We start from the raw sequence: 26,434 nt of genomic DNA, 5'->3' as shown, positions 1-26,434 counted from the left end.
CACCACCTTCCACTTATTTTCTTAATTGAAGTCCCATTATAAAATCAACAAGAAAGTGTGCAAATATTGTTATAAATAAATTCTCTGTCCATTGGAACACATATCCAAATAGAAAACTAATCATACATACAAAGCAAAACAGAAATGGCTTCTTCACATATCGAATATGTAAAACAGCAAAAATAAGGCTTGCAACTACAAGTCCAAAATGCGTCTGTAATACACCTCGAAATAAAAACTCTTCAGCAAATCCAATAACAAACGTAATACCGAATAATTGTATTACAGAAGTTCCTTGGAACATTCGCTCATTAATTCCCCCATCATCAAACCACGATTCTGGTAGCACTTGCATAGCAATATAATCAAATAACACAACAATGCCCGCAACCACACTACCTATTACAAGAATTGAAATGGGTTCCCATTTCCACAAATCATAAAATTCACTCCTATTTGGAAATAATATATAGGCTAACACACAGCCAACACCTATAATTATTAATTGTGTTATATAGAGATTCAGCCGTATTTCTTTCGGACCTATGTCTTCAATACTACTTCTTTGAATGTTAATCATTCCTCCGTTCTCTCATACCAAAGAGAAATTGTAACTCTGCTTCCCAATTATAGTCGAAAATTGATTGTCTTGCTCGTCTTTTTTTGTAATCTTCTTTTGAAATACCACAGTAGTCACAGCAATTTTTTACCTGCGCTTCCTTCTTATATCCAAATAGATGTAGCATCTGTTCCCGTCTACACCCTTTATACTGTAGCCATGATTTCATATTTTCTAGTTGACTATATTTATTCCGAAGACGCTCATCTACTTCTAACATTATTTTTTCCCTTGTCTCATCTGACAAGGATTCCATAATGAGCTTCTTCTGTTGTATGATTTTCATCTTTTCTAAGTGATAACGTACAAAACGCCAATGTTGCTCACTAAACCTTGCAGCATTATAACAAATTTCTTCCACATCTTCTATTGGCAATACTTTCGTGTGAAACATCTTTTCTTGTAGTAAGGAGAATAAAAATTGAATTTGTTGTTTATTTGGTAATTCATCTTCAATGATAGAAACCGGTAGATCATGATCTAGCGGACTACAAAGTAGAATTGCAATGCTCGCCTCTCCATCTCTTCCCGCTCTACCAATCTCCTGTAAATAAGAAGCAATATTTGCTGGATAATGAAAATGAATAATATACCTTGTATTCGACTTATTTACCCCCATACCAAATGCACTTGTACATATAACAAGTTGCAATTGATCATTCATAAATTGCTGCTGAATTAACATTCTCTCTTCATGTTCCATTCCACCATGATAAAATGCAACATCTGCTATACCTTTACTCCTTAAATATTCTGCCAGACGCTCCGTCCAAGCTCTGCTCGAACAATAAATAATTCCTGGTCCTTGCAAATAAGTAACATGCTTGAGAAGCGCTTCTTTTTTCTCTTCTATTGTTTGTACAAATTGTACCTCCATTGCAATATTTGGGCGATCAATCGAATACAAATGTTCTGCTACATTCGTAAGTTTTAAACTTTTTATAATGTCCTGCAATACTTCTTTTGTTGCAGTAGCTGTTAATGCCAACACAGGAGGACGTCCAATACCTGCTATAACTTGGTCTAATTTTTTATAATCTGTTCGAAAATCATAGCCCCATTGCGAAATACAATGTGCTTCATCTATCACAAATAGTGAGATATGAATCTTTTTTAGTTCTCTTACTATTACTTCAGATTGCAACATTTCAGGCGAGACAAAGACAAATTTATAAGAAGATAATCTTTTTATCGCTTTCTTTTTTTCAATCAAGGTACGAAAACTATTAAACGCGATCACACGGTCCTTCACTACATATTTAAGCTGCGCTACCTGATCTTCCATTAAGGATAGTAATGGTGAAACAATTAATACTGTTCCATCTTGCATAAGGCCCGGAAGCTGATAACACATTGATTTTCCTCTTCCAGTTGGAAGCATTGCTACAACATCTTTTCCTTGTAATAAATCCGCAATAACCTCTTTCTGCCCTTGACGAAATTCGTTATAACCAAACCACTTATGCAAATAATCCTCAAGCCTCATTTACAACCCCCATCTGCGCTAACACAAGACGAATTTCAAAATAAGAAATCGCTTCTCCTACTGCTTGTTTTAACACACGCAACTTACGTGTTTGTAACGTTTCAATAATGCGCTGCACATGCTTGATTTTATTTTTTTCCATAAACATTTCAATGGAAAAATCTCTTTCTCGTAATGCAATTTCAACAAAATGATCTTCTATTGTTGCAACCTTTAAATTTCTAATTGTTGCAATTTCATCCAAAGAACGTCCTTGTTTCCAAAGTTGATATGTTTTTTGTGTTGATAAACTAAACAAATCCGCTCTTTCATTCGGATAAGCAATAATTTTTGTTAATAGCGGGAATTCTTTTTCATTCTCTCGAACAGATTGAATAAAGAAATGAACCGTGCCCCAAAATAAAAGATGTACGCGAAATACATCTTGACTTGTAATTTCCGCAAGTTGCTTTAATGTATACCCAATCCTTTCATATCCAGTTAATCGATATGTAAAAATTGTTGCTTCTATCGGTAAAGTATCTTGTAATAGCATATGCATCTCTTTCCATAAACTTTTTGCAAGTTCACTTCTTGCATATGGCAGCCCAATGAGAAACTGCTTAACCCACATCATTACCTCAGTATCTTGTTGGATTGGAATAAACTTTGCATTTTGCTGTTGTAAATTTGATACGGTTTGAATAATTAACGAAAGTCGTTTCCAAAACATTTCACCAAGATTACCATAGTGCAAACCGTGTAAATACTGCGGAAAAAAAAGTGTTTCTTCCCAAGTTCCCAGCTGTCGTTTTCCCGTTTCAGTTAAAATGTACGTATTTTCATGCACGCTCTGAATCCATTCTTTATGTAATACATGTTCAATTTCCTGATCATAATCAGAACGTTGTAATGATTTATATATCCCAAACAGAAAAGAAATGCGAAATATATTTCCGTCTTGTAATGTTTGTGAAGAACGTTTCCCTTTTAAAAGGTGATAAATGGAAGAAACAGTCCGTTCACCATTTAATTGTTTTATACAATATAATAAAGTATATTGTAACTGCATTGCCGCTTCCACCTTTCAATTACATCTATATTTTCTATTGTATCAAACTGTACAGCATTTAGGCATTTTGAAAATCTTATGAAATAAATCAAAAATAAGTTGACACCCTAATTGATAAGCATTATCATTATAATTTTATGTTGAAAAGTTTGAAAAACCGTTTTACAATAAGATTATAATTTTTATAGCGACTATTTTCACATACATATTATCAGGAGGGAAAAAAATATGGCAAAATATACAATTGTTGATAAAGACACTTGCATCGCATGTGGAGCTTGCGGAGCTGCTGCACCAGACATTTATGACTACGATGATGAAGGTATTGCATTTGTAACACTAGATGATAACCAAGGTATCGTTGAAATTCCAGACGTATTAATTGACGACATGATGGATGCATTTGAAGGTTGTCCAACTGACTCAATTAAAGTTGCTGACGAAGCATTCGATGGCGACGCTTTAAAATTCGAATAGTCTTTTTATTAACTTCAAAAAACCCCCCTCATTTTTATGAGGGGGGTTTTTTGTTATTCATCTAACTCACAAATAAAAAAGCCATCAGCGGTACTCTCCCACTGATGACCAAAGTTTCTATGCATTTTTCATTTTTGCAAATACCCACACTTTTAAGCGTGAGAACAGTGCTACAAATACAACTGTTACAACAATTCCCTTAATTAAATTAAATGGGAGAATTGCCGCTACAATCATTTGTCGCATACCACTACTAGACATAGCAGGCTGATTTAAAAACCAAGTGTAAGCTGGTAAAATGATGAAATAATTTAACACACTCATAATTACCGCCATAGTAACCGTCCCTAACATTAACCCTGTTGTTAAACTTTTTACTGTGCGATACTTCCGGAATAGGAAAGCTGCTGGTCCAATAAATAGACACCCTGCAATAAAATTTGCTATTTCTCCAACTGGAACTCCCGTTAAACTGCCTTGAATTCCGTAATGAAGAATATTTTTTATCGCTTCTACAACTACACCTGCAATCGGGCTAAAAATAATCGCTGCAATTAAAGCCGGCACATCACTAAAGTCAATTTTTAAAAACGGTGGAAGTCCTGGGAATGGGAAATCCAACATCATAAGCAAATACGCAATACTACTAAGCATCGCTACACTCACCATTTGTACTACACTGTTTTTTTGTTTCATCCTTCTCTCTCCTTTTCCATCGATCATCTCATGGAAAGTGGAAAGGTTCTGCTATGCCTATTTTTTCCTATCATGAAAAAACCCTTTGTGTAAAACACAAAGGGAGAATTTTTTAGGCACATCAAACAGACGTTCAAATACTTATCTTTTTTGAACGCTTGAACCTCCATCTTCTCCCATCCAGACTATACTGTCGGCTTTGGAATCTCACCAAATCCTGCCTTAACGGCTCGCGGGCTTAGAACGAAAAGAAACTGTTCATCACCGCCGGTCGGGATTTTCACCCTGCCCCGAAGATAGACCGATATTCTATTTTCTCCACCATTATACAACATCATCATACAGTTGTGAACAAAAATGTTTATAACTTATAAATAGTAAGTAATATTTTCATTATAAAGTGAAACTTTAATAAGTGGGGGGAGTTCTTCATCCCCCACTTATTATCAACCCTCACCAATCGGGCTTTTACGGGCAGCACACGAATAGTAGGATAAAGACAACATAAAAACAGTCATAGGATTATACGACAACACAATCCATATTTTTTACAATTCGATTTTTTCCTTCGCAATTCCCTAGTCATCCATACAGAAAAGTGATAAGATGTTGAATTGTTAAGATAAGAGCATTTTCTTAATACGGAGGAAATGTCATGAAGAAAGAAAAAAGACACTCTATTCAAGAAACAATGAAAAAAAACTTAAGAAAAGAATACTTTTATTTAAAAAAAGAATTACTTTTCTACTGCCCAATTGATTTAGGCACATTTTCAAAAGAAACATACTATGCTACCTTTGACGAAGAAGGGATTAGTGTTTATCAGTATGATAAAACAACAGAAAGTAAACTAAAGCTATGTGAACGTCACCCTTGGAACAGTTGGGATAAAGTGAAAATTGATCACTATTTAACAACATCGCAATTTGTTTTCCAAGGAAAACGAAATTGGATTCTCTCTCTCTTTCATAAAGGAAAAGAAGCTCAAAAAATAATTGAAGAACATACTTCTTTACAAACAGAAGTTGTTTCTCGATCCTTTTTGAAAAAACTTCCTGGTTTTCGTTCTAATACAATCTTAAACAAATACATTGGCAGCATCTGTTATACAGCACTTATTGCATTTTTATTAAAGTGGATTATTCCATTCCAACAAATACAAGTTGCCTTGTATTCTTTTTCTATCGGTTGTATGCTCCTTGGTCTACTGTGTTTGACAATTGGACTAATCGAACCAACCATAGTATTATTTCGAACAACCGAAAAAACGAGGGCCAAGGTCTTTTATTATTATAGCTATTTAGCTATTTCTGGATTTATATGTGTCTTTATTTTTTGGTAAAAAAGAGCTAGTTCGACTAGCCCTTTTTTAATTTATATATAATTTTTGATTTGGATAAATCCGATCTTTCCTCAATGCATTTTTCACTTTTATTTCATGAACTGTCATACCGAACTTATGTGCAATACTAACCAAAGTATCTCCTTTTTGTACAACATATAGTGATGCTGATGCTACTTGATTCATCTCTTCCTTTAAAACAAGCAACGGGTCCATTGCATTTCTTTTCCCGAACGTCCAAGCACCTTTATGAACTTCTAGGTGCAGATGTGCTCCTCTTGATTCACCTGTGTTACCTACTTCACCAATTACCTCACCTCTTGTAATATGTTCCCCCTGCAGTACATATCTCTTATTTAGATGAGCATAAACAGCTTCATATTCTCCATGTTTAATAAACACTACATGTCCATAACTATCTGAAAAGTAGGATTTTGTTACCGTTCCACTCCGAATCGCTGCAACCGGGGTTCCGATTGAAGCAGCTATATCAATACCATAGTGTTTTCCACTTCTTGTTCCAAAATAATCACTAATTCTTCCATCTACAGGCCATGTCCATCGCCCGTCCTCAGCAAAAGCATATATTTGAGAACTAAAAAACAACCCAAAGACAAGTATCCCGATTTTTAAGCCTTTCATATGCATCCTCCGTTTTATAATAACCGTCACACTTTCTCTATTGTGGTATATTACGGAAAAAAGTATACAAAAAAAGAAAGTGAATTACTCCACTTCCTTATTACGAAAAACAATTGCACTTCGTTTATATTCAACGTCGTCCACATTAAGACGAGCATTTACCACTCTAGCAATCGCAAATAAATAATCAGATAATCGATTGACATATCGTAATACAACTTCATTTATTTCTTCTTGCTTACTTAGCGATACAATATGACGCTCAGCTCTTCTCGTTACCGTACGCGCAACATGAATCATCGCAGACGCTGCGCTCCCACCAGGCAAAATAAAACGCTCTAGCGGCGGAGCTTCTTCTATGTAGCAATCAATTCGTTCTTCTAAATATATAACCATCTCTTCCGTTACTTTATACGGCATTGTTTGCTGCATAATTGCTAAATCCCCACCGCAATCAAACAACTCATGCTGAATCTTTTCAAGCTCATCATATATGTCTTGAAAGCGTTCTTCTCGCATCATAGTCATTGCATATCCAATATGAGAGTTTGCCTCATCAATTGTTCCATATGCTTCCACACGAATATGATCTTTATCAACTCGCCCACTGATAATACTTGTTTGTCCTTTATCTCCTGTTTTTGTATATAATTTCAAATCTTCTACACCTCTCTTTTTAAGTAAGCTTTATTCATTACACTAGTAGCTATTACAAATGTAAGTATACATTTTAAAACGAATTAAAACCTTTCTTTTTTAGCCCCATGCCATGTGAAAACAAAAAGAGAAAATGAGTAGTCATTACCTTTTGTTTTCATAGCCGCGAATGATATGTCAGCAAATCAATATGGATTTATTCTTTTCTTACTCTAACCTTTTTGTCTTTCGTTCAATTCTCATAGAGAGACTACCATTTACAAATAGCACGATAAAGCGAAGTTTCCAACAGTGGGGATTTTATGGGATAAAACAAAAAGCTCTAATATTCTTCATTCCATTGAGAGAATATTATAAACTCAAAAGGAATAAAAAATACTAGAACTTCCATATTCACTCACAGCAATATCACTTATATGGATTGACCTGGTAAATATACAGAGAATGTCGTCCCTTCTCCAACAACACTTGATATAGAAATTTTACCATCATGACCTTGCACAATGTTTTTAGCAATTGCAAGCCCTAAACCAGTCCCACCTGTTTTTCCACGTGTTCTTGCTTTATCAGCTTTATAGAAGCGGTCAAATAAGAACGGAATATCTTCCTCAGGGATACCTACACCTGAATCTTGCACTTCAAAAACAAGCCCATTATTTTTCGTATCAATAATAAGCTTAACTTGACCACCTGCGTTTGTATGCCTAATTGCATTGTCTATTAAGTTCGTTAATACCTGTTCCATACGATCCGGATCAAACGGATGCTCCTCAATCGGATTACGGAAATCAACGGTTAACTGCACTTCTTTATCTTGCGCAATTCCTTGGAACTTGCGACCAATTTTCTCAACAAACGGATGAATATCCACTTCAGATATATGTAGTTCTACATGACCACTCTCCATCCGAGCTAAATCTAAAAGTTCATTTACAAGGCGCCCTAAACGAACAGACTCATCATAAATAATTTGTACAAACTCATTTATTTCTTCTTTCGTTTGAACAACATCATCTAAGATGGCCTCACTATACCCTTGAAGCATAACCATCGGAGTACGCAATTCATGAGACACATTCGCAATAAAATCTTGACGCATTTTCTCAAGACGACGTTCTTCTGTCATATCTCGAAGGACTGCGACAGCACCACGAATCTTTGTTTGATTATATAGCGGAGTCATAAGGACAACGTAATTACCCTTTTGTAAATTAATTTCAATAACTTGTTGCTGCTCACTCTCTACTACAAGATGGAACAACTCAACAAGCTCAGGTGGTAAATTTCTACTTAATTCTAACTCTTTTTCTTCTTGCCAAACTTGTAAAAAGCGCTCCGCTGGTGGATTGATAACAACAACTTCACCTTCTTGATTCAGTGTTACAACACCATCTGCCATACTACTTAAAATACTAGAAAGTTGTTCTTTTTCTTGTTGCAGCGCATTAATATTAAACTTCAGTTGTTTTCCCATTTGATTTAATGCCGTTGCTAGCTCTCCTATTTCATCTTGCGAAACCATAGGTGCTTTCGTATCAAATTTTCCGCGCGCCACTTCAAAGGCTACTTCACGCATTTTACGAAGAGGAGCTGTAATTCGTGTCGATAAGAAAAACGCAAAGAAAGTTGTTAAAATAATTGCAATTCCCGCTGATAGAAAAATGAAATCAGTTGCTTTTTCCATACCTTGTTTTGGAACTTGCAATGATTGATATACAAACACCGCACTATGATTTGATGATTGGAGTGGTTTACCAACAATCATAATATCATTTTCAGAATTCTTATTCGTCTTGTCATCAGACACTTTTTTTATTTTTTCTTTATTTTCTTTTTTATCTATAAAAACAGCTGCTAAATCTTTATCCTTTTTCAGATCTTCTATTGTAAGATCTACCAGTCCTTCTTGTTTCGGTGAAGAAGAAACTTCATGATCCCCTTTCACAATAATAATTCGTGAGAGCGGATCAGCAAACTTATATGCAATATTCTCAATCGTTTCTTCGTCTGCACCTTCTTCAATTAATTCCGAAACACTTGTCGCTACTTTTGTAAGCCGAGTTTCACTCATTTCAATATAGTAATTATCAAAAAACTGTGAAAGCAAAATGGCAACAAAGCCAAGAACAAATGAAACAAGAAGCAATATTGTCATCCATAGCTTTCCTACTACACTTCTCCAAAGCATCAGTCGTTCACAACCTCAAACTTATAACCAACACCCCATACAGTTACAATCATCTTCGCTGCATCAGATGATTTTTTACTTAACTTTTCACGCAAACGCTTTACGTGTGTATCTACTGTACGCAAATCTCCAAAGAATTCATATTGCCACACCTCTTTTAGCAATTGTTCACGATCAAATACTTTATCAGGAGCCTTTGCTAAAAATAGTAATAATTCATATTCCTTTGGTGTTAAATTGACTTCATCACCATCAGCTGTAACGCGATGCGCATCGTTATCAATTGTTAAATGTGGGAATACAATAATATCTTTTGTTGTTGTATCTTGTGTAAAGAATGTTGTTGTTACAGAACGGCGTAATACTGCTTTTACACGAAGAACTACTTCACGTGGACTAAACGGCTTTACGATATAATCATCGGAGCCAACTTCAAATCCTTGCACCCTGTTTACTTCCTCACCTTTAGCTGTCAGCATAATAATTGGTGTTGCTTTTTTCTCACGAATGCCTTTACATACTTCAATTCCATCTTTTCCAGGCATCATGATATCTAATAAGATTAAATCATAGTCATTTTGCAATGCTTTTTCTAACGCTGTATCACCATTATCAGCCTCATCAATCGTATATTGTTCTCTTTCTAAATACATTTTTAATAAACGACGAATACGCTCTTCATCATCCACAATTAAAATTCTTGGTTCGTTTTCCATTGCTTCCCGCTGCCCATAAAAAATATGACAACGGTTCACACCTACCTTTCTACAATGTAATACTGTTTTTACTCTTATCTCATAATAGATAATTCTAAAATGTTAGTCTTCCATCTTAGACATTATACTTCACAAGAATAATAAAGTTTGTTCATTTCTTTTCCAAAAATATGTATTTTACTTGAACAGGACATTTAGGCCCCGACATCATTTTACAAAATCAACCTTTATTTTGCCATGTTTTTCTCAAAAAAGAAAAGAAATTGACAAAAATAAAATAGGAAAGTGACAAACACTTTCCTATTTTATCATGCTTAAATGAATTACATGCTATCTTATGCATATGAGTGTAAACCAGCAATGATTAAGTTCACGACTATAAAATTGAACATGATAATCGCAAACCCAATTACCGCCAGCCATGCCGACTTCTCACCATGCCATCCTTTAGATAATCGTAAATGTAAAAATGCAGCATAAAAGAGCCATGTAATAAGTGCCCATACTTCTTTTGGATCCCATCCCCAAAAACGCGTCCATGCAATTTGCGCCCAAATCATCGCAAAAATCAACGCTCCTAATGTAAAGACTGGGAATCCAATCGCAATAGAGCGATATCCAATTTCATCGAGTAAATCACTGTTAACATTTCTCACTACTGGCTGAAGGGCCGCAGATACCCTTTTTCGTAAGATTAATCTTAATACAATATAAAGTCCTGTTCCAATAAGCAATGACCAAATCACTGTATTTAATTTCTTTGCATTTATGATAGCAGGCATTTCTGCAATCGGTTCAAGTTTTTCAGTTGTTAGTAACTTCCCTTCATGGGGACCAACCAGTGCAGGAAGATTATATTTCATCTCTACTTTTTGTTCATTTTTATCCACCCATTGAAACTTCGCTTCATATTTCGTTGCCGAATAAACTGTTGTTACCGCTATGAATCCAACCGCACAAACGAGTGTAAAAACGACTGTTTCTAACCAAAATGTCCGTTTCGACCTTTTTGATTGATCTACATTTTTAAGCAAATACATAACTCCTGTAATAAAACTAATTGCTAAAATAGCTTGTCCAGCTGCTGCTGTTGTTACATGAATATGTAGCCAATTACTTTTCAATGATGGAATAAGCGGTGAAATTTCTCTTGGAAACATACTAGCATATGCAATTAATAATAGCGCTACTGGTAAAGCAAATAATCCAACTATGCTTACACGATACATAAAGTACATAACAATAAAAGCACCAACTAGCATCATACCGAAGAATGTACCAAACTCAAAGAAATTACTTACTGGCGCATGCCCGGAAGCTATCCACCTTGTTACAAAGTACACCGTTTGAGCGGCAAATCCTAAAATTGTTATGGTTATGCCTACATTCGCCCATTTCCGACCTTTTTCTTTAATTGCTCCTCCAAAGAACAGCGTTGCAATTAAATATAAGATGAAAGCGGTAAATAGGAAATTACTGCTTATTTGCGCCATATATTCTCCCCACCTTAACTAATTTTTTGATTATTTACTTTGTCGTATGGTTGTGGAATCGTTGTTCCTTCAAGTACTTTTTCAATATCTTTCCGCAAGCCAAACCAGTTTTTATTTGTATGACCAGCAATCCACCATTCATCTTTAACACGTTGTATCCAAATGCGACGATGATTCCAATACATACCTTGAATCACGCCAACCATGAAGATAAACCCTCCAATACCAAGAATCCACAGTGTCAAATCTTTTCTTACAATCAACCCCGTTGCATTTCGCATTTCTACTCCTGCAAAGGTCATTTTATATTGATTGTTCCCCTCAGGTTCTATGTTTTGTTGTATACCTACAAAGCTCACTTCTCCTTTTGGCGTCTCTGGTGTAAACATTTTAAAAACGAAAGCTGGGTTGTTCGGAATCTTTGTTTTTGTATTCGGCTGACCATTCTCATCAAAATAAAAATCAGGAAAATAACTTAATAATTTTATAGAATACCCATCTCCTAAATCATATGTTTCTTTTGGATTTTCTAGGTTAACTTTAATAGGTTCCCATTTTTGCTGATTATCTTTTTTCTGTAAGGAAAAAGACATACTACTAAATTCATTTTCTTTAAAATCTAATTGATATAGAGCAAACTGATCAAACTTAAGCGGTTCATTTACTCTAATTTCACTTTCCTTTACTTTCTCTAACTTTGGTTTTTGTCCCGCAACACTTTCCCCTACAGTTTTGTATAATACGGCATTCGTTTGATAGTTTTTTGCAATCATTTTATCGCCCACACGATCAATTGCATCATTAAATACTTGATTATCTTTACTTTTGTCATAAACTTCTTTTATAAATTTTTCATTTTTTAAATAATACTTTCCATCTGTTCCTGGTATCTCTTTCGTTTCACCATCACGTAACCATAGCGATTCATCCACATACATACTTGGAAGAAACCGTAGCATTGCTCCAAACAGAAAAATAATAAGACCGATATGATTTACATATGGACCCCAGCGAGAGAATCTGCCCTTTTCTGCTAAAATATTTTCACCATCAACTCTTACATTATAATTTTTTTTCTTTAAATTAGCTTGAATCTGTTCTAGATCCCCCTCTTTCGGAGAGCCGGTCCCGTACAACCGTTGCCTCTTTAAAAAACTTGGGTGTCTTTTTACCCCCTGCTTTTTTAAAGCTTTATAAAGCGGAATTACACGATCTAAACTACATATCACAAGTGATACACCAATTGAAGCAATTAAAATCATATACCACCATGAGCTATATAACTTATTAAAACCTAATTGATAATATAGTTGTCCTAGAAAACCATATTCCTGTTCATAATATTCACTCGGCGTGACACCTGGAGGTATGTACATTTCTTGCGGAAATATAGTACCAACTGCCGATGCTAATAGAGTGATAACAATAAGCCATACTCCTACTTTAACAGAAGAAAAGAAGCTCCAAATCTTATCCACGATCGTTTTCGTATGAGTAAGAGAACGCCGAGCACTTCCCTCATATCGCATATCTAGTAATCTCGTATCTTCCTTATTTTCAAAAGGTTTACCGCAAGCTTCACAAAAAATTGTACCAATTGGATTTACATGCCCACATTCACACTTTATCTGTTCCAATATTCTCACCGCCTCTTGTTTCTATTTATCATTGTATCCTGCAACCGCAAGTTACCGCAATACTCAGAATTTTCAATAGAGGTACTAAGACGAAGCAAAGCACCTTCACCTAGCAAACACATTGATTATCACATTATGTAAAGGCTTTCTTTATTAAGGAGTAATCTTCTTTAAATATCCCTCTATTTGATCCTTCGTTTGTGTACCCGTAATTTTTTCAATTACATTTCCGTCTTTATCAATTAAAAATGATGTTGGCAGTGGGCCCACGCCATATGTACCGATTATTTCTTGCCCTTTATCAATTGCAACAGGAAACTTTAATCCATATTGATTCACAAAATTTTTCACTGCAATATTCGTTTCATCTGCATCTAACGCAATGATTTCAACGCCTTTTTCTTTATATTTAGGATATAATTCATTCATATAAGGCATCTCTTTTTCACACGGCTTGCACCACGTTCCCCAAAAGTTTAAAAATACTCCTTTTCCCTTCAGGTCATCCAACTCAATTTTCTTTCCTTCTAGATCTGTAACAACAAAGTTAGGTGCTTTTTTCCCAATTTGCATTTTTTCCTTATCAACAAAAAAGCCTTGATAGAGTGTAAATCCTACTGCTACGCTTAAAATAAGCAAAATAACAATGCGAAATAGTAAGCGATTCTTATTCATACTCGCTCCCCTCTCTTCGATGAATTTGTATGTAAACAATTTCTGTAACTACTAACTTGTCCCTTACTTCGAGCATTTGTTTATTTTCATGTATATATCCATAATCACCCGCGGGAGATAACACTCCCCACGGATGAAAGTTTGACTTTACCACTTATCTTGGTTTTGTAGAAGCAAGCGCCCGTAGTTGTTTTACTTCATGAGGTGATAACTCTCTCGCATCACCAGGACGTAAGCTTCCTGCTTCTAGGAAAGCATAACGTTCACGTTTTAATTTCATTACTTTACAGCCAAGCGCTTCGAACATGCGGCGAACTTGACGGTTACGTCCTTCATGGATCGTTAATTGAACAATTGCCATCTCTTTACGTTTATCCCAAGAAAGAATTTTCACACGTGCAGGCGCTGTCTTTCCATCTTCTAATACAACACCTTTTTCTAACATTCGAATTTTCTCTCCTGTTAATGGTCCTTTTACTTTTGCAACATATGTTTTCTCAACTTTATATTTTGGATGCATTAATATGTTTGCAAAGTCACCATCGTTGGTCATAAGGAGTACGCCAGACGTATCATAGTCTAAACGACCAATTGGGAATAGACGCTGTGTGATTTCAGGGAAAAAGTCTGTAACAACTTTTCTTCCTTTGTCATCTGACACACTCGAAATAACACCAGTTGGTTTATATAGTAAGAAATACACAGGTTCTTCTTTTTCAAGAGGAATATTATTTACTTCTACTTTATCTTGAGGAGTTACCTTTGTTCCTAACTCAGTCACTACTTTACCGTTAACTTTCACTTTTCCTTGCTGAATAAGCTCTTCAGCTTTTCTTCTTGACGCAATTCCAGCTTGCGCAATCACTTTTTGTAATCGTTCCATTTCCTTAATTCACCTCAAATTTATCTTACCTTCATTAGAAAGACTTGGCAACCGCCTAAGGTTTAAAGCGATTTTCCTCGTCTATCATAAACAACATAGCTATAGTGCAAACTTTTAAAGGTCGAATGCTACTTTTATCCTTTATTATTGTTTACGTTCATACAGTTGTTCACAACAAAAGTTCATTATTTTGTCAAAAATACTCCACAAAAAAACCACTATTAAGCCTACTCTTAATAGCGGTCGTATACGTATTATAAGCGAATTGACGCAAAAAATGAATACCGATTACTGAAACAATAAAGAAACGAACACAATGGAACAAATAATCCCAATTAAATCTGCAAACAATCCTACCTTTAAGGCATCTCCCATTTTACGAATCCCAACAGCTCCGAAGTACACTGTTAAAATATAAAACGTTGTATCTGTACTTCCTTGCATCGTGGAAGCAAGCCTACCAATAAATGAATCCGGCCCATATGTAGCAATTAAATCTGTAGTAATACTTAATCCTGCAGAGCCAGAAATGGGACGTATAAGCGCAAGCGGCACAATTTCTGCCGGCACGTGAATCATATCTAACATTGGCTTCATGACGGAAATCATAGCATCTAGCGCCCCTGATGCCCTGAAAATAGAAATAGATACAAGCATCCCTACCATAAATGGTAAAATAGAAATAGCAATCTGGATTCCTTCTTTTCCGCCCTCTACAAATGATTCGTACGTTGGAACTTTTTTTATCGTCCCATACAATAGAATAAAACCAATAACACATGGAATCACCCATAATGAAATTGTATTAACAATACTCATTTTTTCCGCCCCTTTCTACTCCGTCTTCGGTAAAAATAGCGGTCAATCCAAATCGCTCCAATCATCGATAATACTTGTGCAATAAACGTAACACCAACAATTTCAGTCGGGTTCGCCGACTCATACGTCATCCGAATTGAAATTACAGTAGTCGGTATCAATGTAATTGCAGATGTATTTAAAGCCAAAAATGTCACCATAGAACGACTTGCCGAATCCTTTCCCCCATTCAGTTCCTTAAGCTGTTCCATGGCTTTAATACCAAGTGGCGTCGCTGCATTTCCTAATCCAAAAAAATTTGCCATCATATTTGATAAAATAAACCCCATCGAAGGATGGTCTTTTGGTACTTCTGGAAACAACCTTTTCACGACCGGCATAAAAAATGAGACTAATTTCTTTAATAAACCTGCCTCTTCAGCAATTTTCATTAAACCTAGCCAAAAGACTAAAACACTAATCAGCCCAATACAAATTGTTACTGCATCTTTCGATCCTTCAAAAACTGCTTTATTCACTTCCTCCATCGTTCCGTTCACCATCGCATATACAATCCCAATGATCGCCATCGCCACCCATACGAGGTTAACCATCTGTTCTAACACCTAACATATGAGAAAAAATCTCTCTCACATCATTCCAATATACTCCAGTTGTGGCAACTAGCTTTCGTTTGCTATAAAATAAATTGCGCTCGCCTACTTTCTCGTTACCTACATAAATACTTGTTTTCCCTATTTTTTCTCCATCTTTTAACTTTACATTTTTATCAAGTTCAACTTTTAATAAAACTTCATTTTTCTCATCAACTGTTAAAGGTACAGAAAAATCATTTTTGGTATAAACGTGATTTGTATACTTCTTTTCTTTCAGTCCAGAGAGCGCTCCTTGCTCTAGAACTTTCGTTAACTCATATTGTTTAAATCCCTGATCAAACAAATACATATGGTCGTCCCAATCATTAGATGCATTAAGCGTCACTACAATTAAATCTAATCCATCTTTCGAAGCTGTTGTAACAAGTGTACGCCCAGCTTTTTTTGTAAACCCCGTCTTTCCTCCTGTCGCAAATTCATAATAAGATGTTACAAGTTTATGCTTGTTTTTCCACGGGTAATCCCATGCTTTCGATTGATATGTTTTTGTTCCAAAAATTTTCCGAAACGTTTCATTCCCCATTGCATAGCGTGTCAAAAGTGCCATATCGTATGCAGACGAATAGTGCGTACCATCCCCATCTAAACCATGTGGATTTGAAAAATGTGTATCTTCCATTCCGATTTGTTTCGCTTTTTCATTCATCAAATACACAAATCCTTCCATGCTTCCTCCCACATTTTCAGCAATTGCTTGGGCTGCATCATTACCTGAACGAAGCATTAAACCATAAACTAAATCTTCTAGCGGCACTTTGTTTCCAGGTTTTAAATAAATTGCCGAACCCTCTACTCGAACAGCTTTATCGCTAATAGGTACAGCTTCTTTCATTCTTCCTGATTCAGCAGCAAGTAAGGCGGTCATAATTTTCGTGATACTAGCAATCTTCTGTGGTTCATGTTCTAATTTTCCATATAAAATTCGACCCGAATGTTCTTCCATCAATACGGCATTATGGGCGCTTACATCATTCATTTGTGCATATGTATGAATCGGTATAATACTTGCACACATTACAATAAGTGCAATTACAATCCAAGTTCGTCTCATATTCCCCCACCACGTCCTTTTGGCACTTTTTGTACAAGTGTATGCTTGGCCCTATAAAATATGAACGAAACATTCTATTCTATACCAGCAAAAAAGACGCACAAATATGCGTCTAGTACGGTGTCCACTCAAGCTGCTTCGCACTTTCAAATCTTTTTTCCACATCTGGCCAATTTACAACATTCCACCAATTTTTAATGTACTCATCTTTTCGATTTTGGTACTGCAAGTAATATGCATGTTCCCATACATCAAGCACAAGTAACGGTATCGTATCCCACTGTGTGAATAATTGATGAAGGGTACTCTGTAAAATCTCTAATCTTCCCGAACGAGGTACCCACACAAGAATCGCCCATCCAGATCCTTCTACCTTCGATGCAGCTTCTGTAAAATGCTTTTGAAAACGTAAAAAGCTTCCAAAATCTTTCTCAATTTGTCGAGATAATGCACCTCTTGGACTTCCGCCCCCATCTTTTTTCATGTTATTCCAAAATATCGTGTGTAAATAATGGCCTGAACCGTGAAAAGCCGCTTCCCTTTCCCAATGCTTTATTAAATCAAATTTGTTTGTTTTCCTTGCTTCTTCCATCATTTTTTCTGCTTTATTCAGTCCTTCTACATAACTACGATGATGCTTATCATGATGCAGCATCATAATTTCTCGAGAAATATATGGTTCTAGAGCATTGTATGGATAGGGTAACGGCGGGAGCGTGTGACCTCCAATCGGAACAGATCGTTCCGTATACGCTCTTTCGTACAATTCATATTGTTCATTTTCGTACATAAATACTTCTTGTAAATGATTTTGAATGTGCTCCACATCTTCACTTATCTCATACAGTAATTCAGCATCTGTTTCATATTCATTTTCTTTCATACGGTCTAATAGTATTTGGATTTTATAGGCAAGCATATGAACGTCATACACTTCAGTTGCACGACTATCTAGTACGTGAAGAACACTTTCACACCAATTTTCTACTTCATGAAAGTAATCTGTAAATACACTTTGCTGGTTCATACAACGCGACACCTCCTTGATGCTATCCACTTTAACTATATTCAGTTCCCGCATTGTATATACCGTACAAAACAGCAAAAGAATCCTTCACTCTTTCTTTCCTTCTGTTCTCACATCGCATGGGATTAAAAAAGGATCTGACCGCTTCTATCCACGGCCGGATCCTCTCTCCCATCTATAGGTTTCTTTCAATCTTATTTTAATACTTGTGTAACATCTTCGTTTGATAGTCCGTTTCATAATATTCCAATTCCTCACGCATTGTTTGAAACTTACCTTCTAATTCTTGCATTACTTTTTCAATTGAGTAAGGTGGTACTTGCTGAAAAGCAATGGAATTTTTTCCTGTATATGCTGAGCGACTATTTTCATACCATTGATCACTCTTTGGTGAAAAGAATTCAGCAATTACTTGATGGTAGATTTTATATAATGTTTTCTCAGCAGCCGCTTTTCGAAATGGTTGACTACTTAATAAAACAAGGCACGCATCCAATCCTTCTTCACAAAATACAAGTAATCGTCTTAACGCCGATAACAAACCTTCATAATAATGCTTATTACCTTCTGGTGACTCTTCTAATAAAGAAGGTAATGTATGATAATTTACAAAATCAGTCATTAAAGTAATAACCTCTTCTAAAAATCCCGAAATTTGATGCGTTTGATTTTCAACCATTGAATTAGACATACCCTTTTCTCTCCTTTGCCATTTTACGCTATTTCTACTTTTTTATTTTTATGTAACTCAGCCATTATGTTTTGTACTTTTACCACTGTCTTATCATCAAAATATTTTTGAAAATCTTCTATTCCATTAATATACACACGCTTTTGCCCACGAAGTTCTTTATTTTTAACAAAACAAGCTAGAGCAACGATATCACGTAAATATATGTCTTGTTCTTCTATTTTAAAAACTGGATTTCCTTCAAACGGAGTAATTTCTTGCAAAATTTCTTCAAAATAACGGACATATAATACAGAAAATGTTTTTTCTTGTTCATTCAACATATAAGTTACTTCAGATCGATTAAAGAAATCTTCTGACGTATTAGGTTGTGCTTTTTCTAGCTCATAGCCTGCGTAACCTATTATAACCATCCTCTTTACCTCTCTTCCTTATTTTGTTTTATTTTAACTCATTTTTCTGAATAAACAAAATTTTAATTCTTCATTAATTCTTATTAAAATATATATGATATTTCCATATTTATATAAAAAATAGATTTTATATCCTGCAATTTACCTTTTTATTTTTCATGAAGTTTGTCATAATAAGAATATTGTCTCAGTTTTCTTATGCAAGGAGAGTTGTATTTATGTCGTTTTCGTGGAAACGTTTCTTACAAATCGGAAAAATTATTTTCCCATTTGTTGTCTTGACAATTGTATTCTTTCAAGCTCGAAAAGAATTATCTGGTATTTCATTTCGAGAAGCAATTGAAACAATTAAAAACATTCCAACTGGAGGAGTCTTTTTAGCTATTACGCTCGGTGCATTTGCTGTTTCAACAATGTTCTTTTATGACTTTGTTATGCTCCGCTATTTAAAAGCAGATGTACCTATTCAAAAGATTTTCCGGGTTTCATGGACTGCAAACACGTTAAATGGATTTCTCGGCTTTGGTGGCCTTGTTGGAGCGGGCGTACGAACAATGTTATATCGGCCTCACGTAAAAGAGAATGGTAAACTTATCAAAAGTATCGCTTGGATGACAACCGCCTTTATTAACGGATTAGCCCTTCTCTCGTTCCTCGGTCTTATCGGAATACTAGATACACGTTTTATTCTGCATGAAAAACCTTGGCTATGGCCTGTACTCGTCTTCTTTGCTCTTTTTGTACCGATATATATCGGGTTTTCTAAACTTAAAAATCGAAAACAAAAAAACGTAGACGGACAAGAGGAAGAGAAAAACCCAACTGTTTTATACTCCATTGTTTCTTTAGTGGAATGGCTATCTGCCGGTATCGTCATGTATGTTATTTTAATATTATTTGGAATTGAGATCGATTTCCGGAAGTTTTTAGGAGTTTATGTCATTGCGGCTTTAGCTGGCGTTGTTAGTCTTGTACCAGGTGGTCTTGGTTCATTTGATCTTGTCTTTTTGACTGGTTTAGGACAATACGGTATTGATACAGGCGTATTACTGCCCGCTATGTTACTATACCGCCTTGTATACTATATTTTACCGTTTTGCCTCGGTTTAATTTTTGCAGCTTTTGAAATGACAGGAGCTGCACTGAAAAAGATTGAAGATAAACCATTTATCGCACCTGCTTTAGAAACAACAGGTGTCATTTGGACATTGCAACGTGATTTTTTAGGGAAATTAGGATCATGGGCATCCGCTGCATTAACCGTTTTTGCTGGCTTAATGGTTATCTTATCAACCATTTTACCAACAAGCATAAACCGTGCTCACGCGTTACATATTTTAGCTCCAAAACATCTCATTCAATTTTCTTTTAGCTTATCTTTAACCTTTGGTATCCTTCTTCTAATTCTATCACGAGGGATTTATTACGGAACGAAACGCTCCTACTATATGACGATTGTTTCTTTAATTGGAGCAGCAATCTTTAACACATTAAAAGGAATTGATATTGAAGAGACTTTTATTTTATTAATTGTACTGGCAGTATTATATATGCTCCGTAAAAGATTTGTGCGTGAGAAAATGGAAGTATCACTCTCTGATGTAGTCAAAGTATTTATATTTTTATTACTAACATTATATTTGTACAAAAACCTAGGTATTTTATTTGCTGGAGCAAAGGAAGCTTTTAAACCTGATTTTGTTGTTCGTAATATTACACAAGTAAAACGTAGCGCACTTGCAGCAGCTTTCTTTGTCCCAACCTTTTTACTTATCGGTTCCCTTATTGCAAATCGCTACCGTAGTGTATTTCCTGGGCAACCAGCAAACGATAAACGTTTGCAAAACTTCTTAGATGAATATGGCGGAAATGTACTAAGCCATTTAGGTTTTTTAGGAGATAAACAATTTTTCTTCAGTAGCGACGGAAAAGCACTTCTTTTATTTTCAACAACAGGAAAACGTCTTGTTATACTCGGTGATCCAATTGGCGATCCGTCTTCTTTCCGCACGGTACTACAAGAATTTCTAGCTGAAGCAGATCGCTTTGGATACATTTGTGTTTTCTATCAAATTGAAAGTAAATGGATGAGCTTATATCATGATTTTGGCTATAACTTCTTTAAACTTGGTGAAGAGGCTGTTGTTGATTTAAATACCTTTACTATATCAGGTAAAAAACGTGCTGGATTACGTGCAACTCTTAACCGCTTTGAGCGTGAAGGTTATACATTTTCCATTCATCAACCACCATTTTCAGACGAGTTATATGAGGAATTAAAAAAAGTTTCAGATGCTTGGCTTGGAGGAAAAAAAGAAAAAAGTTTTTCTCTTGGATACTTTGATCGTGACTATATAAATCGTGCCCCTATTGCAACTTTATCTGATGCTGAAGGAAAAATCATCGCATTTACAACCTTTATGCCTGTTTACCAAGCTGGTGAACTTTCTGTTGATTTAATGCGCTATTACCCTGATGCACCTGGTGGAATTATGGATGCGATTTTCATCCATTTATTCCAATGGGCAAAAGAAAACGATTATCATTCTTTCAATATCGGTATGGCTCCGCTCTCTAATGTTGGTCTATCTACACAATCTTTCTGGTCCGAGCGCGTCGCAGCAGCAATTTTCAATAACGTTCGTTATACGTATAGTTTTAGCGGTTTACGGCACTTTAAAGAAAAATATAAGCCTACGTGGAGCGGCAAATATTTAGCATTCCGCAAAAATCATTCCTTACCAATTACAATGCTTGCTGTAACAAAATTAATAGGAAAACGAAAAAGTAGCTAGTATCACTAGCTGCTTTTTCGTTTCTGAACTTGGAGGATAAACTCTTTTTCATACTTTTTTCCGTTTATATAAAATGTACCCCATATTTTATATATTCCTTCTTCTGGGAAAGTAATACGATACTGTAGTTGCTCTTCTTCATTTACAGGGACTGCATATAAAAAATGTTCTCGTTTTTCATCGACTATATAAAGCGCCCCCTGTTCCCCAGTATTCGAGCCGAATTTCACCCTTGCTCCTTTTTTCATTTGCAATTGAAATGTAAGTGTAGCTGCTTCATTTGGGTGTAACGCTCCAAATAAAAGCGACATTTGGTAATCGCCAATTTTTTTTGTAAGCACTGTGTCTTCTATTAAATTCTTTTGTTTCTTCTCTTTTTCCTCTTCCCCAAAATTTTTCTTAGAAAAGGACTGTTCTGTTTTACCATGATCCTCATATAAGAAAACCGTATAAGCTTTACCTTTCGTTCCTTTTGAAGCTAGCTTATAAGACCCATTTCCAGCAAATGCAGGGTTGATTTGCTGAATTTCCTTTAACTGCTCGTCCACAATAATCGCTCTAATACGATCGTTCACTCCACGAATCTCATTTTTATTTTTATTAAACAGTTGAAATGTAATATCTATTTTTTCATTTCCTATTCTATTTTTCATCTCCCATTTTACTTCTCGAATGTCCCCTGCTGTTTCTGTTGTTCCTTTAAACTTTTGCATGTAGAATCCACCAGCTACAATAAGTAGTAAAGCAACTATTCCAATGACAAGATTTTTCAAATCATCACCTGCTATACTTTTTATAAGTCGTGAAACAATTCATACAACTATGCCTGTAAATAGAATATTGTTACAAAATTCATTCTATTTTTCCTATAAAAATCCTCTATAAAATAAAGGAAAGTTTCCACTTAAAGAAAGAATAACCATAAATCGGGAAACGAATAACGAATTACTGAAAACAGTGTATCTTGTATATACTACAAACAAGAAAAAGATTTTAATTGGCAGGATTCCTAGTGTATAATGCAGATGATGTTAATTTATATCTATACATAATAAGGAGGATTTTTATGAGCGTTCATATTGAAGCAAAACAAGGTGAAATTGCTGAATCTATTTTACTACCTGGCGATCCACTACGTGCAAAATATATTGCAGAAACATTTTTAGAGGATGTAACTTGCTATAATAACGTACGTGGCATGTTAGGATTCACTGGAACTTATAAAGGAAAACGTGTCTCTGTTCAAGGGACAGGTATGGGGGTTCCGTCCATCTCTATTTATGTAAACGAATTAATCCAAAGCTATGGAGTGAAAAATTTAATTCGCGTAGGTACATGTGGAGCGATTCAAAAAGATGTAAAAGTGCGTGACGTAATTATTGCAATGACTGCTTGTACAGACTCTAACATGAACCGTTTAACATTCCCTGGATTTGACTTTGCACCAGCAGCAAACTTTGATCTTTTAAAGAAAGCGTATGACGCTGGAACAGAAAAAGGATTACACGTTCGAGTTGGTAATGTTTTAACAGCTGATGTGTTCTATCGTGAAAGTATGGATATGGTGAAAAAACTTGGTGAATACGGTGTATTAGCTGTAGAAATGGAAACAACTGCACTTTATACATTAGCAGCGAAATACGGTGTAAATGCATTATCTGTATTAACAGTAAGTGACCACATTTTCACTGGAGAAGAAACAACATCTGAAGAGCGTCAAACTACGTTCAACGAAATGATTGAAATCGCTTTAGATGCTGCGATCCAACAATAATGCACAAAAGAACTTGTCATACGTCTGGCGAGTTCTTTTTTTCTTATCCTATTCTAAATTAACTATCTAGCTTATATGACTTTTTATAAAAAACCGCTCCATATAGAGACAGATTTTTAGTCCCTACTGTCTTTTATCGTTTGTTATAATAAAGAAAATATTTATGCGAGCACTCTGTTGTGAGGTGAAGAAGTGAAAAAAAGAAGTATTGTCTTTAAACTATTTTTATTAACATCAACATTATTTACGGTGACCTTCCTCCTTTTTTTCGTAGGACAATCGTTGTTTTTAGAAAAATTTTATATTAATAAGAAGGTTCAAACCGTTCAAACTGCTTTTGAAAAGTTTTTATCAAGTTATGAAAAAAGTGATAAAACATTTGAGGAAATAAGAAAACTCAAACAAGAATTTCATGAAAAAACAAACGCTGACGTTGTTTTATTAGATCCATATGGAATTATAAAAGATGAAAATAATTACTATATTGAAATTGTAGATGAATCAAATAAAACATATTCAATTCCACTCAACAACATTTTAACAAACGATGAATACACGAAATTTATGAACCTACAGTTAAAGGTGAATGATGTCCTCCTCATAGAAGGTATTTTAAAGAAAAACGTGATTATTCCTGTTACACTAACAAATCGCTATAATTCATGGCAAAATGATAATATCATTTCTGACTTTAAATTATTTGATATCGATTGGGGCGCTTTAAAAAGAAACAGGTATACAAAAGACGCAAAACTTGGCATTCATAAATTTCAAGGTACTGTATCTAAAATACACCTACCATCAAAAAATGACATTCGCCTTGCGAATAACTTGGAAACTTTACAAGGCGTTCAACATTGGGAACTGTCTGTTATACTCGGTAAAACAAATTCAAACAAATTGACTACTTATACAATAGGTGGGGACGATGAAGTCAAAAGTCAAATTTTTGTGCAGCCAGTTATTGAAAAAGGAGAGATTAAAGAATTTGCTTTCGCAATGACCTCCTTACAGCCTGTTAATGAAGCAATGCTCGTTTTAAAAGATTATTACGTTTATGCTTTAATTATCGTATTTCTTGTTATTATTTTGTTATCCTTTTATTATTCAAAAATCATTGTTAAACCGCTTATTAAAATGAATCGTGTTACAAAAAAAATGGCTAATTTTGATTTCACTGAAAAATTACCAGTTTCAGCAGATGATGAGATTGGCGGTTTATCTAGTAGCATTAATACATTATCAGTAAACTTAAAAGATCGGATAGATCGATTAAATGTTGCAAATACAAAATTACAACAAGATATCGAACGAGAACGCCAATTAGAAAAAACGAGAAAGGAATTTATTTCTGGCGTATCCCATGAATTAAAAACACCGCTGAGTGTGATTAGAAGCTTTGCAGAGGGGATTAAAGATGGTGTCAGCAAAGATACTACTTACTATACAGATGTTATTTTAGAGGAAACCGAAAACATGAATCGACTCATCGTCGAAATGTTAGAATTAGCAAAACTAGAATCTGGCACGTATAAACTAGAAATGAATTCTTTTTCAATCGGTGAACTTGTTCAACAAGTGTATACGAAGCTATTATTTAGTATGGAAGAAAAACAATTACAAGTAGAAATCGATGCAAATCCTTCTATATATGTTAAGGCAAATCGCAACCGCATTGAGCAAGTTGTTGTAAATTTACTCAGCAACGCAATTCGCTATACACCTGACGGCAAAGCGATTCGTATTCGCGTCATCGAAAATGAACAAAAGGTAAAAGTAGAAATTGAGAACACTGGTAATCCAATTCCAGACGAAAGTTTGCAAAAAATATGGGATCGCTTCTATCGTCTAGACGCTTCCCGTAGCCGTCATACTGGTGGAACTGGACTTGGTCTATCTATTGTAAAAAACATTTTAGAACTTCATCATGCCGAATATGGTGTTTATAATACAGATAATAGTGTCGTCTTTTATTTCGATTTACAAAAAGTAAAAGAAGTCAAATAATTTGTCTTAATTTCACGAGGAGTTCACATGAAATTCACACTCTCCCTTTATAGTAATAGACAAGTTAATCCTTTCCTTTACACATACAAAAGAGGAGAGTGCGTGAAATGAAACAAGCAGGACAACCTATTCAAAACGAAAAACAATTAGAAAAAATCAAAAATATACTTTTACAATCTTCGAAACGTGATGGCTTACTATTCGTATTAGCTGTAAATTCTGGTCTAAAAGTAAGTGAGATTTTACAATTAAAAGTCGGTGATGTTATCGATGAAAATGAAAATGTTCGTCACTCCATTTTATTTTACAATGAAAAAGTAAAAAAACATAAATGGTTTGCTGTAAACGAAGACTTACAGCATGCAATCGAAGATTATATGAGAGAACGTAAAACGTGGAAACGAAATGAACCTTTATTGAAATCGCAAAAAGGAACAAAATCCATTACAAGACAGCATGCATGGTATATTTTAAACAAAGCTGCAAAAGAAGTTGGTTTAGAAGGGATTAGCTCACATACACTTCGCAAAACTTGGGGATATTGTGCATACAAATCTGGTGTTGACATTGCATTTTTACAACACTTCTTTGACCATAGCACCCCATCAAAAACTTTAAAGTATATCGGTATTGCATAAA

Annotated in this window: 25 protein-coding genes and 1 riboswitch; of the genes, 6 read left to right on the top strand and 19 right to left on the bottom strand. The window is 35.1% G+C overall.

The annotated features are described in order from the left end of the window. Window positions 1-13: 13 nt before the first annotated feature. Genes KFD70_RS01435 through KFD70_RS01425 form a run of 3 tightly spaced genes read right to left on the bottom strand, consistent with a single transcriptional unit; the run spans window position 14 to window position 3,156 of the window. Window positions 14-577: a CPBP family intramembrane glutamic endopeptidase gene (locus tag KFD70_RS01435; protein WP_336451978.1), complete on the bottom strand. Its 564-nt coding sequence runs from the start codon at window positions 575-577 to the stop codon at window positions 14-16. Then, window positions 573-2,105, bottom strand: coding sequence for a RecQ family ATP-dependent DNA helicase (locus tag KFD70_RS01430; protein WP_336451753.1), 1,533 nt, complete (start codon window positions 2,103-2,105; stop codon window positions 573-575). Before KFD70_RS01430 ends, KFD70_RS01435 begins: the two co-directional genes overlap by 5 nt. Continuing rightward, on the bottom strand, window positions 2,095-3,156 hold the full coding sequence (locus KFD70_RS01425; protein ID WP_336451752.1) for a YpbB family protein: 1,062 nt from the start codon (window positions 3,154-3,156) through the stop codon (window positions 2,095-2,097). The genes KFD70_RS01430 and KFD70_RS01425 overlap by 11 nt, the downstream gene beginning before the upstream one ends. A gap of 228 nt (window positions 3,157-3,384) precedes the next feature. Between KFD70_RS01425 and KFD70_RS01420 the strand changes: the two genes are divergently transcribed. Next, the gene (locus KFD70_RS01420; RefSeq protein ID WP_017152544.1) at window positions 3,385-3,633 is read left to right on the top strand and encodes a ferredoxin; all 249 of its coding nucleotides are present in this window, start codon (window positions 3,385-3,387) and stop codon (window positions 3,631-3,633) included. 117 nt (window positions 3,634-3,750) lie between these two features. Here the strand turns inward: KFD70_RS01420 and KFD70_RS01415 are convergent, their stop codons facing one another. Beyond that, window positions 3,751-4,329, bottom strand: coding sequence for an ECF transporter S component (locus KFD70_RS01415; RefSeq protein WP_174099601.1), 579 nt, complete (start codon window positions 4,327-4,329; stop codon window positions 3,751-3,753). Between the two features lie 164 nt (window positions 4,330-4,493). After that, window positions 4,494-4,631: riboswitch (FMN riboswitch) on the bottom strand. A 353-nt stretch (window positions 4,632-4,984) separates the two neighbouring features. Here KFD70_RS01415 and KFD70_RS01410 point away from each other — a divergent pair. Beyond that, window positions 4,985-5,671, top strand: a complete 687-nt coding sequence (locus KFD70_RS01410; protein WP_336451751.1) for a hypothetical protein — start codon at window positions 4,985-4,987, stop codon at window positions 5,669-5,671. Between the two features lie 27 nt (window positions 5,672-5,698). Here KFD70_RS01410 and KFD70_RS01405 read toward each other — a convergent pair whose 3' ends face one another. From KFD70_RS01405 to KFD70_RS01340, 14 genes are all read right to left on the bottom strand, one after another. Then, complete coding sequence (locus KFD70_RS01405) at window positions 5,699-6,313, bottom strand: peptidoglycan DD-metalloendopeptidase family protein (RefSeq protein WP_336451750.1); 615 nt, start codon at window positions 6,311-6,313, stop codon at window positions 5,699-5,701. 84 nt (window positions 6,314-6,397) lie between these two features. Continuing rightward, window positions 6,398-6,970, bottom strand: coding sequence for a cob(I)yrinic acid a,c-diamide adenosyltransferase (locus KFD70_RS01400; protein WP_336451749.1), 573 nt, complete (start codon window positions 6,968-6,970; stop codon window positions 6,398-6,400). 412 nt (window positions 6,971-7,382) lie between these two features. Continuing rightward, entirely contained in the window at window positions 7,383-9,158 is a 1,776-nt protein-coding gene (locus KFD70_RS01395) for an ATP-binding protein (RefSeq protein WP_336451748.1), read from the bottom strand. Further along, on the bottom strand, window positions 9,158-9,874 hold the full coding sequence (gene resD / locus KFD70_RS01390) for a DNA-binding response regulator ResD (protein ID WP_336451747.1): 717 nt from the start codon (window positions 9,872-9,874) through the stop codon (window positions 9,158-9,160). The genes KFD70_RS01395 and resD overlap by 1 nt, the downstream gene beginning before the upstream one ends. Before the next feature lie 335 nt (window positions 9,875-10,209). After that, window positions 10,210-11,367 (bottom strand): c-type cytochrome biogenesis protein CcsB, encoded by a 1,158-nt coding sequence (gene ccsB, locus KFD70_RS01385; protein WP_336451746.1) that lies wholly within the window; start codon window positions 11,365-11,367, stop codon window positions 10,210-10,212. 14 nt (window positions 11,368-11,381) lie between these two features. Continuing rightward, window positions 11,382-13,007, bottom strand: coding sequence for a cytochrome c biogenesis ResB family protein (locus tag KFD70_RS01380; protein ID WP_336451977.1), 1,626 nt, complete (start codon window positions 13,005-13,007; stop codon window positions 11,382-11,384). A gap of 150 nt (window positions 13,008-13,157) precedes the next feature. Next, window positions 13,158-13,679: a thiol-disulfide oxidoreductase ResA gene (resA, locus tag KFD70_RS01375; protein ID WP_336451745.1), complete on the bottom strand. Its 522-nt coding sequence runs from the start codon at window positions 13,677-13,679 to the stop codon at window positions 13,158-13,160. A 154-nt stretch (window positions 13,680-13,833) separates the two neighbouring features. Next, window positions 13,834-14,562 carry a 23S rRNA pseudouridine(2605) synthase RluB gene (rluB, locus tag KFD70_RS01370; RefSeq protein ID WP_336451744.1) on the bottom strand — a complete coding sequence of 243 codons (729 nt, stop codon included), beginning with the start codon at window positions 14,560-14,562 and terminating at the stop codon, window positions 13,834-13,836. Between the two features lie 288 nt (window positions 14,563-14,850). Beyond that, window positions 14,851-15,381, bottom strand: coding sequence for a spore maturation protein SpmB (gene spmB, locus KFD70_RS01365; RefSeq protein WP_033796016.1), 531 nt, complete (start codon window positions 15,379-15,381; stop codon window positions 14,851-14,853). Further along, complete coding sequence (spmA, locus tag KFD70_RS01360) at window positions 15,378-15,974, bottom strand: nucleoside recognition domain-containing protein (RefSeq protein ID WP_207992703.1); 597 nt, start codon at window positions 15,972-15,974, stop codon at window positions 15,378-15,380. Before spmA ends, spmB begins: the two co-directional genes overlap by 4 nt. Continuing rightward, entirely contained in the window at window positions 15,967-17,088 is a 1,122-nt protein-coding gene (locus KFD70_RS01355; protein WP_336451743.1) for a D-alanyl-D-alanine carboxypeptidase family protein, read from the bottom strand. The genes spmA and KFD70_RS01355 overlap by 8 nt, the downstream gene beginning before the upstream one ends. 112 nt (window positions 17,089-17,200) lie before the next feature. Beyond that, complete coding sequence (locus KFD70_RS01350; RefSeq protein ID WP_336451742.1) at window positions 17,201-18,115, bottom strand: superoxide dismutase; 915 nt, start codon at window positions 18,113-18,115, stop codon at window positions 17,201-17,203. Between the two features lie 199 nt (window positions 18,116-18,314). Beyond that, entirely contained in the window at window positions 18,315-18,806 is a 492-nt protein-coding gene (locus tag KFD70_RS01345; RefSeq protein ID WP_336451741.1) for a YpuI family protein, read from the bottom strand. Between the two features lie 23 nt (window positions 18,807-18,829). Beyond that, complete coding sequence (locus KFD70_RS01340; protein ID WP_336451740.1) at window positions 18,830-19,219, bottom strand: hypothetical protein; 390 nt, start codon at window positions 19,217-19,219, stop codon at window positions 18,830-18,832. Window positions 19,220-19,437: 218 nt separating this feature from the next. On the opposite strand from KFD70_RS01340, the gene mprF reads away from it, so the two are divergent. Next, entirely contained in the window at window positions 19,438-22,014 is a 2,577-nt protein-coding gene (gene mprF, locus KFD70_RS01335; protein ID WP_336451739.1) for a bifunctional lysylphosphatidylglycerol flippase/synthetase MprF, read from the top strand. A gap of 5 nt (window positions 22,015-22,019) precedes the next feature. Here mprF and KFD70_RS01330 read toward each other — a convergent pair whose 3' ends face one another. Then, window positions 22,020-22,802 (bottom strand): DUF8832 domain-containing protein, encoded by a 783-nt coding sequence (locus tag KFD70_RS01330; protein ID WP_336451976.1) that lies wholly within the window; start codon window positions 22,800-22,802, stop codon window positions 22,020-22,022. A gap of 278 nt (window positions 22,803-23,080) precedes the next feature. Between KFD70_RS01330 and deoD the strand changes: the two genes are divergently transcribed. The 3 genes from deoD (at window position 23,081) to KFD70_RS01315 (ending at window position 26,433) form a co-directional block, all read left to right on the top strand. Further along, window positions 23,081-23,788, top strand: coding sequence for a purine-nucleoside phosphorylase (gene deoD, locus KFD70_RS01325; RefSeq protein ID WP_000110708.1), 708 nt, complete (start codon window positions 23,081-23,083; stop codon window positions 23,786-23,788). A gap of 192 nt (window positions 23,789-23,980) precedes the next feature. Continuing rightward, window positions 23,981-25,795 carry a sensor histidine kinase gene (locus KFD70_RS01320; RefSeq protein ID WP_336451738.1) on the top strand — a complete coding sequence of 605 codons (1,815 nt, stop codon included), beginning with the start codon at window positions 23,981-23,983 and terminating at the stop codon, window positions 25,793-25,795. Between the two features lie 107 nt (window positions 25,796-25,902). Continuing rightward, entirely contained in the window at window positions 25,903-26,433 is a 531-nt protein-coding gene (locus KFD70_RS01315) for a tyrosine-type recombinase/integrase (RefSeq protein WP_018764243.1), read from the top strand. Window position 26,434: the final 1 nt, after the last annotated feature.

Origin of the sequence: Bacillus pfraonensis (assembly GCF_050768835.1) — a bacterium.
In the GTDB taxonomy this organism is placed as follows: Bacteria; Bacillota; Bacilli; order Bacillales; family Bacillaceae_G; genus Bacillus_A; species Bacillus_A pfraonensis.
Note: the sequence above shows the minus strand (reverse complement) of the source record. Positions and strands in the feature narration are given on the sequence as shown.

What these genes read in the sequence shown, in the direction of transcription:
- KFD70_RS01430 (WP_336451753.1), bottom strand. Translation starts at nt 2,105, where the DNA reads ATGAGGCTTGAGGATTATTTGCATAAGTGGTTTGGTTATAACGAATTT.
- KFD70_RS01425 (WP_336451752.1), bottom strand. Translation starts at nt 3,156, where the DNA reads ATGCAGTTACAATATACTTTATTATATTGTATAAAACAATTAAATGGT.
- KFD70_RS01420 (WP_017152544.1), top strand. Translation starts at nt 3,385, where the DNA reads ATGGCAAAATATACAATTGTTGATAAAGACACTTGCATCGCATGTGGA.
- KFD70_RS01415 (WP_174099601.1), bottom strand. Translation starts at nt 4,329, where the DNA reads ATGAAACAAAAAAACAGTGTAGTACAAATGGTGAGTGTAGCGATGCTT.
- KFD70_RS01410 (WP_336451751.1), top strand. Translation starts at nt 4,985, where the DNA reads ATGAAGAAAGAAAAAAGACACTCTATTCAAGAAACAATGAAAAAAAAC.
- KFD70_RS01405 (WP_336451750.1), bottom strand. Translation starts at nt 6,313, where the DNA reads ATGAAAGGCTTAAAAATCGGGATACTTGTCTTTGGGTTGTTTTTTAGT.
- KFD70_RS01395 (WP_336451748.1), bottom strand. Translation starts at nt 9,158, where the DNA reads ATGCTTTGGAGAAGTGTAGTAGGAAAGCTATGGATGACAATATTGCTT.
- resD (WP_336451747.1), bottom strand. Translation starts at nt 9,874, where the DNA reads ATGGAAAACGAACCAAGAATTTTAATTGTGGATGATGAAGAGCGTATT.
- ccsB (WP_336451746.1), bottom strand. Translation starts at nt 11,367, where the DNA reads ATGGCGCAAATAAGCAGTAATTTCCTATTTACCGCTTTCATCTTATAT.
- resA (WP_336451745.1), bottom strand. Translation starts at nt 13,679, where the DNA reads ATGAATAAGAATCGCTTACTATTTCGCATTGTTATTTTGCTTATTTTA.
- rluB (WP_336451744.1), bottom strand. Translation starts at nt 14,562, where the DNA reads ATGGAACGATTACAAAAAGTGATTGCGCAAGCTGGAATTGCGTCAAGA.
- spmB (WP_033796016.1), bottom strand. Translation starts at nt 15,381, where the DNA reads ATGAGTATTGTTAATACAATTTCATTATGGGTGATTCCATGTGTTATT.
- spmA (WP_207992703.1), bottom strand. Translation starts at nt 15,974, where the DNA reads ATGGTTAACCTCGTATGGGTGGCGATGGCGATCATTGGGATTGTATAT.
- KFD70_RS01355 (WP_336451743.1), bottom strand. Translation starts at nt 17,088, where the DNA reads ATGAGACGAACTTGGATTGTAATTGCACTTATTGTAATGTGTGCAAGT.
- KFD70_RS01350 (WP_336451742.1), bottom strand. Translation starts at nt 18,115, where the DNA reads ATGAACCAGCAAAGTGTATTTACAGATTACTTTCATGAAGTAGAAAAT.
- KFD70_RS01345 (WP_336451741.1), bottom strand. Translation starts at nt 18,806, where the DNA reads ATGTCTAATTCAATGGTTGAAAATCAAACGCATCAAATTTCGGGATTT.
- KFD70_RS01340 (WP_336451740.1), bottom strand. Translation starts at nt 19,219, where the DNA reads ATGGTTATAATAGGTTACGCAGGCTATGAGCTAGAAAAAGCACAACCT.
- mprF (WP_336451739.1), top strand. Translation starts at nt 19,438, where the DNA reads ATGTCGTTTTCGTGGAAACGTTTCTTACAAATCGGAAAAATTATTTTC.
- deoD (WP_000110708.1), top strand. Translation starts at nt 23,081, where the DNA reads ATGAGCGTTCATATTGAAGCAAAACAAGGTGAAATTGCTGAATCTATT.
- KFD70_RS01315 (WP_018764243.1), top strand. Translation starts at nt 25,903, where the DNA reads ATGAAACAAGCAGGACAACCTATTCAAAACGAAAAACAATTAGAAAAA.